This window comes from Vibrio sp. Vb0937, assembly GCF_033338855.1.
On the sequence record NZ_JAWOTK010000010.1, the window covers coordinates 109,170 to 120,854 of the forward strand.

At 46.5% G+C, this 11,685-nt stretch carries 12 protein-coding genes; 2 read left to right on the forward strand and 10 right to left on the reverse strand.

All coding sequences use genetic code 11. From position 1 onward, the window contains the following. Window positions 1-7: 7 nt before the first annotated feature. Genes gspL through gspC form a run of 10 tightly spaced genes read right to left on the reverse strand, consistent with a single transcriptional unit; the run spans window position 8 to window position 10,054 of the window. Complete coding sequence (gene gspL, locus R7P67_RS14685) at window positions 8-1,210, reverse strand: type II secretion system protein GspL (protein ID WP_161444171.1); 1,203 nt, start codon at window positions 1,208-1,210, stop codon at window positions 8-10. Continuing rightward, window positions 1,179-2,189, reverse strand: a complete 1,011-nt coding sequence (gene gspK / locus R7P67_RS14690) for a type II secretion system minor pseudopilin GspK (protein WP_005379302.1) — start codon at window positions 2,187-2,189, stop codon at window positions 1,179-1,181. Before gspK ends, gspL begins: the two co-directional genes overlap by 32 nt. Next, on the reverse strand, window positions 2,182-2,859 hold the full coding sequence (gene gspJ, locus R7P67_RS14695; protein WP_053349752.1) for a type II secretion system minor pseudopilin GspJ: 678 nt from the start codon (window positions 2,857-2,859) through the stop codon (window positions 2,182-2,184). Before gspJ ends, gspK begins: the two co-directional genes overlap by 8 nt. Beyond that, the gene (gene gspI, locus R7P67_RS14700) at window positions 2,846-3,235 is read right to left on the reverse strand and encodes a type II secretion system minor pseudopilin GspI (protein ID WP_017635009.1); all 390 of its coding nucleotides are present in this window, start codon (window positions 3,233-3,235) and stop codon (window positions 2,846-2,848) included. The genes gspJ and gspI overlap by 14 nt, the downstream gene beginning before the upstream one ends. Then, window positions 3,222-3,821 carry a prepilin-type N-terminal cleavage/methylation domain-containing protein gene (locus tag R7P67_RS14705; RefSeq protein WP_151514505.1) on the reverse strand — a complete coding sequence of 200 codons (600 nt, stop codon included), beginning with the start codon at window positions 3,819-3,821 and terminating at the stop codon, window positions 3,222-3,224. Before R7P67_RS14705 ends, gspI begins: the two co-directional genes overlap by 14 nt. Window positions 3,822-3,850: 29 nt before the next feature. Next, complete coding sequence (gene gspG, locus R7P67_RS14710; protein ID WP_005379298.1) at window positions 3,851-4,294, reverse strand: type II secretion system major pseudopilin GspG; 444 nt, start codon at window positions 4,292-4,294, stop codon at window positions 3,851-3,853. A 59-nt stretch (window positions 4,295-4,353) separates the two neighbouring features. Then, on the reverse strand, window positions 4,354-5,571 hold the full coding sequence (gene gspF, locus R7P67_RS14715) for a type II secretion system inner membrane protein GspF (RefSeq protein ID WP_005382993.1): 1,218 nt from the start codon (window positions 5,569-5,571) through the stop codon (window positions 4,354-4,356). Continuing rightward, a complete protein-coding gene (gspE, locus tag R7P67_RS14720; protein ID WP_005379296.1) occupies window positions 5,571-7,073 on the reverse strand; it encodes a type II secretion system ATPase GspE in 1,503 nt (500 codons plus the stop codon). Before gspE ends, gspF begins: the two co-directional genes overlap by 1 nt. After that, window positions 7,073-9,091 (reverse strand): type II secretion system secretin GspD, encoded by a 2,019-nt coding sequence (gspD, locus tag R7P67_RS14725; protein WP_005379295.1) that lies wholly within the window; start codon window positions 9,089-9,091, stop codon window positions 7,073-7,075. The genes gspE and gspD overlap by 1 nt, the downstream gene beginning before the upstream one ends. Window positions 9,092-9,127: 36 nt before the next feature. After that, window positions 9,128-10,054: a type II secretion system protein GspC gene (gene gspC, locus R7P67_RS14730; protein ID WP_005382986.1), complete on the reverse strand. Its 927-nt coding sequence runs from the start codon at window positions 10,052-10,054 to the stop codon at window positions 9,128-9,130. Window positions 10,055-10,307: 253 nt separating this feature from the next. Between gspC and hslR the strand changes: the two genes are divergently transcribed. Further along, the gene (gene hslR, locus R7P67_RS14735) at window positions 10,308-10,694 is read left to right on the forward strand and encodes a ribosome-associated heat shock protein Hsp15 (RefSeq protein WP_005379292.1); all 387 of its coding nucleotides are present in this window, start codon (window positions 10,308-10,310) and stop codon (window positions 10,692-10,694) included. Between the two features lie 31 nt (window positions 10,695-10,725). After that, complete coding sequence (gene hslO / locus R7P67_RS14740) at window positions 10,726-11,601, forward strand: Hsp33 family molecular chaperone HslO (protein ID WP_031780788.1); 876 nt, start codon at window positions 10,726-10,728, stop codon at window positions 11,599-11,601. The last annotated feature ends 84 nt before the right edge of the window (window positions 11,602-11,685 follow it).

Below are 11,685 nucleotides of genomic sequence, written 5' to 3' on the forward strand. Positions count from 1 at the left end.
CATCACCTCACAAACGCTTCAAAACAAAGCTGCCAACCACAACGTTATCGCTACGGTTCAACTGACCTTGCTCAACATTAAACTTCTCTGCCAATTTCACACGAGCCTGCTCAAAAGGTTGGAAGTCTGAACTACGAGCCTGAATACGTACTTCGCCACGTTGTCCGTCGTATTTAAAGCTAGTGATCTCCAAGTCACTGACCTGACCAAGCGTCGCGGGTAATGCCGCCAACCATGACAACATTGCCTGCTGACCACTTCCACCAGATAAGCGGCGCTCTTCATCATTCATTTGTCGTTTGAGGTAACTAACGGTAGGAATGCGTCGTTTATTTGGGAACACCTGGCGGAAAATACGCTCACTCTCCTCACGATACGCTTGAGCTTGTGCTTCGTACTTGTGGACCACGAGCAACTGCTGCGCAACCATGACGACGATAAGCCCCCCCGCAGCAATGGTGGCTTTTTGCCAGAGCTTCCAGTATTTACCCCAAGAAGATTTCGGCTTGAAGATCCCGGTCAGCAAATTGACTTTGCTTTCTGTCACCCCCTTCGCCAGTAAAGCCATCGTCATTTCTTCTGGTTGCGGCTCCCATATTTCAGGTAACGCAGATTCCGGGACCGAGCTATAGCAATCGAGCTTCCAACCTTCATGATTTTGTAGATAAGAAGAGAGGTAAAGGTCTAACCAAGAAGCGTCGACAACCGCGCCCTCTGTCGCAGAGTGACGAATTAGCCATTGCTCGCCAATCATTGCAGCACAGCTGTGATCTCCACGAACCGGTAACGCAAGCACATCGGGTAAAATGCGTTTAATAGCGATACCTTGGCTTGAGAAACGTTGCAGTACAGTCTGAATCCAAGCACGTTCAACTGCGCAAATCTGCGCTTTATCCGCTTGTTTACCCAACACGCTAAAGTGCAGGCCATCAACGTCCTGAGCAACTTCGTCTTCCACTAAGTACGGTAACATCGCCTCGAATTGGCGTGTTGCACCAGGCGGTATATCCACTTGCGTCAGGACCACATCATTACTCGCCAACAGCGCCACAACTTGGCGCTGACCAGCATATGAGACCAATTCATCTAAGTGTTCCCACCCGGCGATTTCACCGCTAGCAATCACTTCCTGTTGATCTGTCGACCACACCACCCAAGGAATGGTACTTTGTTGTTCGCTACTCAGCCGAACGGTCAGAAACTCGCTCACTGATCCCTCCAAAACGACGGCGAACTACGGTCACCGTTTCTCTATTTGTACTTTGCAAAAGGCTTCGGATACGTACACGTGATTCATCCACCAACACTTGTGCATCCAATTCAAAAAAGGCGCTATCCACACCCAAATAGCCTTTGGCGTTTTTCTTTACATCTTCACTTAAGCCAGCCATTTCTGACTCTGCTAAAAATTCATCAATGCTATCCCACCCATCAAATGGGCGTTTTTCAATTAGCTGAATCGCATCACTACTGCTTAAGTTTGGTGAGAACATTGCCACCAAAATCGGAGCTTGCTCAACATCAATCGTATTCACGTTTAAACGCCAGTCATCACTTGGTAATGCACAGACCAGCGGCTCCAATTTTTGGAAAATTTCACCACTCACCTGATAGACAGCCCGTAACTCGGAAGCATCTGCCATCCAACCATTTGATGCTAAATAGGAAGGCTTCATCGCTTCATATGTGCTGTCTTCAACCCCAGTAGTCGAACGGACAGAGTCGTCAGCATCAATGTATTCCCAAGTAGAGTCTGCAATGATTTCTGCTTGATATGGCTCGACATCCAGCTCTTCTAATAGGCGCTGCAATACATTCACTAAATATGGTCTTGTAATTTGCTGACCCGTTGGTTGCACACGACTCAATACATTTAGATTAAAGCACGCTTGCTTGTCTCTAATTCGTCCCGCCGCTTGACCATAATCTAACGGATAGACTTGCTCTTTTATCGCCCACGGTTGACTCATATTAATCGTGTCGGTGTCTTTATAACTTTGCTCGATACCCACTTTTGCTAGCGCCTCGACGCCAAGGCTGTACCAATACGCTTGCTGGTAATTGATTTGATTAGCGCCTCGCTGAAACTGCAAGAACAAACGTTCCGACATACTGGCAGCAACCGTTGCCATAATCGCCAGCAACATCAACACTATAATCAAAGCAACACCGCGCTGACGGTTAACCATTATTGCTGTCTCCTGAACTTTCCTCTTTCTGACTCAATGTGCCATCAGGAGTGAGATAAGTGCGGGCAATTTCTCCATAGTCTTTGAGAGTGAGAACAACAGAAACCGCTTTCGGCAGCGCTTTTTCTTCAGCCCACTCGTTTTTCCATTGCTTACCATCATAGAAACGCATATCAAATGACTCGACCTGCGTTAGCAATGGAGTAACAGTACCTTGTTGCCCAACCGGCGTATCAGGATAGCGCCACCATACTCGCTGCAGTGTTTCTTCTTTTAAGCGATAGCCAACCTTGGTTACTTCTCCACGAGGGAACTGCTGCTGAGGGTTGTGCCAACCTAAACGGGCAAACATCAGCCCTTTAGTATCGGAGTCCAACAGGTAATCGGACCAAAAAATTAGCCGGCTAGCAGGCTCTTCACCATTAGTACGTGTTTGACGCATCGCCATTTGACGAAAATCGTTATCCATCATCACCATGGCACGCTGAATTTCGTTTAAGCGTTGGGTTCGTTCTTGTGATAGCGCATTGCTACGCTGTACTTGCGATACCACTTGGTACGCAGCGACACTTAAACTGGCAAAGATGGCAATCGATACCAACACTTCAATAAGTGTAAAACCTTTTACCCTTTGGCGCGTGTTTGCGCGGGGATGATTATTGCGCCACATAGCTTCGTACCGTTACTACAGGGCTCGCGCTTTTCTCTACCGAGACGCTCACATCAAATGCTTTCAGCAATGGCTGCGTCGTGGCGACTGGCGTGACTTTCCAGAACCAAGTGCGTCCTGCCAGCTCTTCTGTGCCGTTTTTCGCTTTGAGTTCTCCGGTATTCAACATCACATTTGCCATCTGATTATCCACAACCATGGCTGCAAACATTTTTTCTTCTAAATAACTGATTGTATTAATATGCTGGCTCACGGAGCGAATGACACTGATGGCAGCGGTGGCGAAAATTGCCAGTGCGACCAATACTTCCAGTAAGGTCATGCCTCTCGTCCGGCGATGACTCAAATTGGGGCGAGCTTGCTTAAAATTGCGCATTCTCATCCTCTTTCACTTCTTCGCCCGGAGCTAATAACAAAATTTGTCCACTTTCTTTGCCAATGACTCGCCAACCGTCATTAAAGGCATCACCATTTTGCGGAAAAAATGACAGGGTGAATGGCGTGACTTCAGCGCTGGAAAAGATAAACACTTGCGGTGGCTCAATTTTCTTTTCGTCCTCTTCTTCTGCGAACATGTCTTCATCAAAAAGAGAACCTGGTTTGAATAAGCGCTCATCATTATCCCAAGCACCACCTCCGAGCTCGAGTTGTAGCGCAATATCTTCTTCTAGCTTGGTTTTGCTCGGAATCTGCTTTAATTTCAGAGGCTGCCAACCTTCTGAGGTTAAACTCAGTAGAGCGTAGGTCGATTTGGCATCATCCACTCGAACGCCAAAATCTTTACCGCTCAGCACCGCTTCTTCATTGAGCAGCTGTAAACGCTGAAAAAAGCTTTGAGCATACTGTTTGGAAAGATCTTTTTGGCTAGTCGGTAACGTCGAGATCACGGCCACAGCCGTAAGAGATAGCAAAACCAGCACTAATAGAATTTCTATCAATGTAAAACCGTTATGTTTTCGCATTTGTTTCATTAGTGCTGGCTTAGGCTCAATTATTGGAAGTCTTGCATGTTCCAGTTGCCAATATCTGCAGCTGGACCTTCTCCACCCTCTTGGCCATCTGCGCCTAGAGTGAAGATATCGATTGTACCGTTATCACCTGGGCTTAAGTATTGGTACTGGTTGCCCCAAGGGTCATTAGGAAGACGTTTGATGTAACCACCATCACGGTAGTTGCGTGGCTCTGGGTTAGATGGCTTGCTAACCAATGCTTCTAGACCTTGGTCCGTTGTTGGGTAAACGCTGTTGTCCAACTTGTACATATCTAAGGCATTTTCCAACGCGACAATGTCCGTAATCGCTTTTTGTTGGTCTGCCTTCTCTTTGTTACCCAATAGGTTTGGAACAACAAAACTTGCCAAAATACCCAGGATAACTACAACAACCATCACTTCTAAAAGTGTAAAACCCTGTTGTTTACTACGCTTAAACTTCATTTTTTTCTCCGAAAGTTAGATTAAAGCCATGCCGTTAGTAGACACGTCTTAATTCGAAATTATCCGCTCATCAAGTTATTCATTTCTAGCATTGGCATCAAGGTCGCCATCACAATGAACAACACTAATCCAGCCATTAATGCAATCAGCGCAGGAGTAAACACACCCAGAGCAATATTGACTGTTGATTCAAAGTTTTGATCTTGGTTATCGGCTGCCCGCGTCAACATGCTCTCTAATTCACCACTTTGCTCACCACTGGCGATCATGTGTAGCATCATTGGTGGAAACAAGCGAGTTTGGTCCAACGCCTTACGCAAACTAGCGCCCTCTCGGACGTTATCCGCTGCAAGCAAGACTTGCTGCTTCACATAACGGTTAGACATAACATCTACCGCAACGCGCATACCCTCGAGAATTGGAATCGCACTGGAAGTACAGATCGAAAGTGTTCGTGCGAATCGTGCGGTATTCAAACCTCGAGAGATCTTACCTATTAGCGGTAAGCTCAAGATTTTTCTGTCCCAAGCTAAGCGAAAGTCTGGCTTTTGCAACGCCAGTTTGAGGCCATAGAAAAGCGCCACCAGCACAACGAAAATAATCAGCCCCCAATCTTGCACAAACTCACTGGCTGCCAGTAAAAATTGCGTCGATTGAGGTAACTCTTGGCCCATCTGAATGATGGGTTCAATGATTTTAGGAACCACTGTCGCCAATAAGAACGAAACGATGACAACCGCGAATACCACCAAAACTACAGGATAAATCATGGCTTGAAGCAATTTAGATCGCATCTTTTGGCGGTTTTCGACGTAGTCTGCCAAACGCTCTAATACGGTATCGAGGTGACCTGATTTTTCGCCCGCCGCAACCATGGAGCGGTACAGTTCATCAAACACGTGTGGGTAATCGGCAAAACTGTCGGCGAGCGGATAACCCTCAGTTACTTTCGAGCGAACCGCAGCCAACATAGAACGAATCCTCGGCTTTTCAGCCTGCTCAGAGACCGCACGCAAACACTCTTCCAAAGGCATTCCTGATTGGACTAGCGTAGACAATTGACGTGTGATGAGTGCTAACTCAGATGTTGAGATGCCGCGCTTAAAGCTGACTGAACCTGAAGACTTAGCCGATTTAGCTTTCGTCTCGACCACTTCAATCGGGATCATCCCTTGCTCTTTGAGTCGCTGGCGCACTTGTCGGGCGTTGTCCCCTTCTATCGTGCCTTTTTTATGCTTGCCTTTTGCATCTAGCGCTTTGTACTCAAATGCCGCCATCAGGTTTCCTTCGTCACTCGCATCACTTCTTCAAGTGACGTAATACCACGACGTACTTTGCTTAAACCATCACTGCGAATACTTGGCGTATGGGCGCGAACGGCTCTCTCAATTTCTTGTTCACCAGACTCTCGATGAATCAACTCTTGCACTTGCTCATCAACCATAATGAGCTCGTGGATACCTGTTCGACCTCGGTAGCCTTTTTGGTTACACGCTTCACAGCCTTTTGCTCGGTGCAGTTCTAACGGTTCATGCGCTTCCATACCAAACAGTTTTTTCTGTTCCGCATCGGCTTCATACGGCTCTTTACAGCTTGGACAAAGCGTTCGAACTAAGCGCTGCGCTAGCACCCCTAATAACGAAGAAGAAATAAGGAATGGCTCAATACCCATATCACGTAGACGCGTAATCGCACCCACTGCGGTGTTGGTGTGGAGAGTAGACATTACCAAGTGACCCGTTAAGGACGCTTGCACTGCAATTTGTGCGGTTTCTAAGTCACGGATCTCACCGACCATCACCACATCCGGGTCCTGACGCAGAATGGCACGCAAGCCGCGCGCAAACGTCATATCGACCTTTGGGTTCACCTGAGTTTGACCGATGCCATCAATATCAAATTCGATCGGGTCTTCAACCGTTAGAATGTTGCGCTCGTTGCTATTGATCTCTTGCAAGCCAGCATACAAGGTGGTTGATTTACCAGAACCTGTCGGGCCCGTCACCAAGATGATACCGTGAGGGCGGCCAATCAAGTGACGGAAGTTGTCATGCACTGAAGGTGTCATGCCCAAACTATGTAAATCAAGACGAGTCGCGTTTTTATCCAACAAACGCATTACCACGCGCTCACCATGTGAGGACGGCATCGTAGATACACGCACGTCCACCGCACGACCACCAATACGCAACGAAATACGGCCATCTTGAGGCACACGCTTTTCTGCGATATCTAGTTTAGCCATAACCTTCACACGAGAAACTAGCAAAGGCGCTAGCTTACGGCTTGGAGTCAGGACTTCACGCAATACGCCATCGACACGGAAACGAATCGAAAGGGTTTTCTCGAACGTCTCAATATGAATATCCGACGCCCCTTCTTTGATCGCTTCGCCCAACATGGCGTTGATCAATTTGATGATTGGCGCATCGTCTTCCGATTCTAATAAGTCTTCATCGTGCGGCAGTTCTTCAGCCAAAGAGAAGAAATCATCGCTATCAGCACCAATATCTTCCATCAACTGACGCGCTTCAGACGAGTCGCGTTGATATGCTTCGGTCAGCTTTTTATCAAAGGCTTCTTTATCGATAGGTTGCGGTACGAAGCTTTTCTTTAATACACGACGGACTTCAACCAGAGCCGCAGGGTTAAGCGGCTCGACATAGTAAAGAATAGGTGGACGCTCAGGATGCTCTGTCTCCAGCACCAGTTTAAAGCGGTTGGCAAAACTGAATGGCAGACGACGCATACTTGGCGCTGTGTCTAACATATCAACCATTAGTTGTTTTCCATTTGATCAATAAACGCTTGAATCTCTGTTGGGTGCTGACGCTCCTGGCCAAAGGCTGGCATAACCGGGATCTTCTCGTCTGCCATCAACTTCAACCCTTGATCCGCTTTATAAAGCTGTTCTGCGCGAATAAAGTTGTATTTACGCTGCGTAATACCGTCAGCCGTCACACCATCGCGAATAATCGTCGGCTTGATGAACACCATCAAGTTACGTTTTTCTGTTTGCGTGCTAGTTGACTTGAACAGGTGACCCAGTACCGGAATGTCACCCAATAGCGGCACTTTAGACTCACTTTCAAGTGCGCGTTCATCGACCAAACCACCAAGAACCAACATCTGACCATCTTGGATCATGACAGAGGTGTTTAACTGTCGTTTAGCAAAGCGAACGTCAACCGCACCGTTTGCGCCTAATACGTTGGAAACTTCTTGTTCAATGTTTAACTGTACAGAGTCACCTTCGTTAATTTGTGGCACTACTTTGAGTTTGATACCGACTTCTTTACGGTCAACCGTTTGGAATGGGTTGTCGTTGTTTGAGCCAGCCGTAGAGCCCGTAATAACCGGAACCTCTTCACCCACAATAAATGATGCTTCGCCATTATCCATTACGGTAATACTCGGAGAAGATAGAATGTTTGAGTTGGAGTCAGAAGCAACAGCACTAATTAGCGCTGTCCAGTCACCCATGACAATACTCATTGCCGCACCATTTACTCCGCTAAGCGCTGACGCTAGCGTAGAGTAGTCACCTGATTCAGTAACATCATATGGCGTTCGTTCGCCATTAGAGTTGGTATAGTATTCAGTGCGGGTTTGATCTTTTGCTTCTTCTAGACCAACCATCACCTGACCAATCGGGGCTCCTGAGTTACCGTACTGAATTACAGCACCCGTTTCTAACGACCCCCACTGAACACCTAGGTTAATACCATCACCTTCAGACATTTCGACAATTAACGCTTCAATAAGAACCTGAGCACGACGAATATCGAGTTGAGAAATGACGTCTTGTAATGCCATCATAATATCTGGTGGCGCTGTTAAAACTAACGAGTTAGTTGCAGCGTGAGCAGCAATGACGACCTCACCACGCGATGCACCTGATGTTTTCTGACCGGCTTGCTTTTCAGCTTGCAGGTTATCGGAAACACCTTTCAATACATCCACCAAGTCTTCAGCTTTCGCATTTTTCAGGTACACAACTCGGTTGTTACCTTTTGTCGCCATTTCAACATCAAGTTGACGAATCAAACGTTTCAAGCGGGCTCTTACTTTTGGATCACCAGAAATTAAAATCGCGTTAGTACGTTCATCGGCCACAATTTTAGGTTCAAGGAACTCTGGCGTGCTTTTCTGATTCGCACTTTTATTCAGTGCTTCGACAATGCGTACCATTTCAGCAGCAGATGCATTACGCAGCTCCACCAATTCAATTTCTTTATCACCGGCTTGGTCAACACGCTTGATGATCTCTGCTAAGCGATTCACTACTGCCGCACGACCAGTAATCAAGATAATATTCGCTGGATCATAATGAACCACGTTACCGGCACCGGCGTTATCAATCAGCTGACGAAGTAGAGGAGACAACTCACGGACCGACACATTACGCACCGCGACAACTCGAGTGATAACACTATCGCCTTGCGCGCTGCCATCACCTAACACAGGGATTGCTGAGGTTTTTGAGTCTTTTGCTTTGATAACCTTAAGTACCCCATTGTCCATCTCTACGACTGCGTAACCGTATACTTCAAGGACATTAAGGAAAAAGCTGTAATATTGCTCTTCGTTAAGTACGTCATAGCTGCGGACATCGATCTTACCGCGTACTGAAGGATCAACAATGATGGTCTTTTCGAGGTTACGACCCACTATGTTGATGAATTCTTGAATATCAGTGCCTTTAAAGCTCGCACTAAATTCGTTTGCCATTGCACCTGGTACGCAGAGTAAACTTCCTGCTAGTAGCCAAGCACTTTTGCTGAACCAATGTTTCACGTATGTCTCCCTGAACTTACGCCGGTTGCCTAAGTCTTACAATTGGATATAGATATCGTACTGTTGGCCATCTCGCTCAACAGTTAAATTTAATTCTTGCGGATCGCTCATCACTTGCATCAGTTGTACTGAAGAAGACGGATCACTTAAATCGATCCCGTTCAGTTGAACCGCAATATCACCAGGTTGTAGCCCTACATCATTAAATAATGCGGCATCACGACCAGGTGATACTCGATAACCAACAATGTCTCCGTCTTTTTTGACGGGTGAAATGGTGATGTATTTAAAAACGCTTTGTGGATCTTTCGCAATTTCCTCGCGGATTTGCTCTAATTTCTCTCCAACGTCAGACGTCGCTGCTTCTGCTCGCTGAGCTTGCGCCCTAGCTACCTGCGGCGATTCAGATAGCTTCTTATATTCTATACCTTGCATCATTAAGGTCTCGTCTCGACCTTGGTTATCAATGATGACGCGATCCACCAATACCGCTTTTAGCGTCGCACGTGTCCCTTCGATTTCTTCACCCAAACCGTACGTAGCTTGCTTACCTCGGTTAGCAATAACAGCAAGGCTGGTATTGGCATCACTGCTGGCAACCGCACCGACTAGGGTGAGGTTAAGGCGCGTCTTAGGGGCGTCTTTAACAATAGGCTGTTCTACAACTGCCGCTTTTTGCTCAGTGAATTTACCGAATAGGTTGGCATTCTGAAGGGCATTAAAATCTATCGCGTCGCCTTTATTGCTCGCGACAACGCCACTCGCCGATGGACGCCATTGCGGCACTTCCGACGATTGAGGTATGGCTAACCACACAATTTTGCCAAGTATCCATCCGGTTATCGCAATAAACAGACAGGTAAGCAACAAGCTAAGTTTGGCTTGAATGGTATAATGATTGGACTTGATCTGAGCCAGTAGCGGTCTGCTTGATAATCCTGCACTTAGCTCTAAACGTTTCACTGAATGGATTCCTTTATTCTAACGTCCGTCATTTAAGCTATAACGATAGCTATCGACTTTAAATTGCTAAATTTGCAATAAAATTATTACTCAACAAAGAGCAGTGAACTATATCACAAGTTGTCTTTCATACCTTTTTCTTATGCAGTTTTTGCCAACTCCCTTGAAAAAAATACGCCTTGACTCCATCTGTAGGTGAATAATCCATCACTCATTGCCGTATTCGGGCAGTGATTAGATAGCGTAGTGTTCTATGAGTTCCCTAAATGAAGCCGTTAGGCTAGATAAATGGCTATGGGCCGCAAGATTTTACAAAACCCGCTCCATCGCGCGTAACATGGTCGATGGCGGTAAAGTCCACTATAATGGCCAACGAAGCAAGCCGAGTAAAATCGTTGAAGTGGGCGCTGAAGTAAGACTTCGTCAAGGCAACGAAGAAAAAATCGTGATCATCGAACAAATCTCAGATCAACGCCGAGGCGCTCCCATCGCACAAACCTTATATCGCGAAACTAATGAAAGTATAGCGAAACGTGAGGAACACGCGACTCAACGTAAGCTTAATGCCCACAACCCAAGTCCGGAACGCCGCCCAGATAAAAAGCAGCGCCGAGACATCATTAAGTTCAAACACCAATAAAAGCCGGAATTACCAACGAGGAAAGCACTCCATGGCAAATAATGTTTTAAACCGCTACCTATTCGAAGATCTTTCAGTACGTGGCGAGTTGGTACAATTGGATGAAGCGTACCAACGTGTTATCTCCAGCAAGGAATATCCGGCAGCAATAGAGAAACTGCTGGGTGAGCTACTCGTTTCAACTACTCTTTTAACTGCCACTCTTAAGTTCGAAGGTTCGATCACCATCCAGCTACAAGGCGACGGTCCTGTGTCTCTTGCCGTTATCAACGGTGACCATAACCAACGTGTTCGTGGTGTAGCTCGCTGGGAAGGCGATATTGCCGATGACGCAAACATTCACGATCTAATGGGTAAGGGCTACCTTGTGATCACTATCGAACCGAAAAACGGCGAGCGTTACCAAGGTGTCGTTGGATTAGAAGGTGACACTTTAGCAGAAGTGCTAGAAGGCTACTTTGCAAACTCAGAGCAGTTAAAAACGCGCCTATGGATCCGCACTGGTGAGCATGAAGGCAAAGCACACGCAGCAGGTATGTTGATTCAAGTGATCCCTGACGGCACTGGCTCTCCAGATGATTTCGAACATCTAGAGCAGCTCACTGATACAGTAAAAGATGAAGAATTGTTTGGTTTAGAAGCGAACGAGTTATTGTATCGACTATATAACCAAGACAAAGTACGTTTGTACGAGCCGCAACCTGTCGAGTTCCATTGTGGCTGTTCTCGTGAGCGTAGCGGTGCCGCAATCATCACCGTTGAGAAAGCTGAAATTTATGACATTTTGGCAGAAGTTGGATCAGTTTCTTTACATTGTGATTACTGTGGCACAACTTATACGTTCGACGAATCTGAAGTCACTGAACTGTATGCACAAGCTTCTACGGACAAGAAAACCCTGCATTAATTTACATAGCTTATCAAGCACGTAATTTACCCTACAAAAGGCCAGCTTAATGCTGGCCTTTTTGTGATCAACCCCTCGTAATAA

Coding starts and splice junctions, on each gene's coding strand:
- gspK (WP_005379302.1), bottom strand. CDS start 2,189: ATGGTTAACCGTCAGCGCGGTGTTGCTTTGATTATAGTGTTGATGTTG.
- gspJ (WP_053349752.1), bottom strand. CDS start 2,859: ATGTGGCGCAATAATCATCCCCGCGCAAACACGCGCCAAAGGGTAAAA.
- gspI (WP_017635009.1), bottom strand. CDS start 3,235: ATGCGCAATTTTAAGCAAGCTCGCCCCAATTTGAGTCATCGCCGGACG.
- R7P67_RS14705 (WP_151514505.1), bottom strand. CDS start 3,821: ATGCGAAAACATAACGGTTTTACATTGATAGAAATTCTATTAGTGCTG.
- gspG (WP_005379298.1), bottom strand. CDS start 4,294: ATGAAGTTTAAGCGTAGTAAACAACAGGGTTTTACACTTTTAGAAGTG.
- gspF (WP_005382993.1), bottom strand. CDS start 5,571: ATGGCGGCATTTGAGTACAAAGCGCTAGATGCAAAAGGCAAGCATAAA.
- gspE (WP_005379296.1), bottom strand. CDS start 7,073: ATGGTTGATATGTTAGACACAGCGCCAAGTATGCGTCGTCTGCCATTC.
- hslR (WP_005379292.1), top strand. CDS start 10,308: ATGAGTTCCCTAAATGAAGCCGTTAGGCTAGATAAATGGCTATGGGCC.
- hslO (WP_031780788.1), top strand. CDS start 10,726: ATGGCAAATAATGTTTTAAACCGCTACCTATTCGAAGATCTTTCAGTA.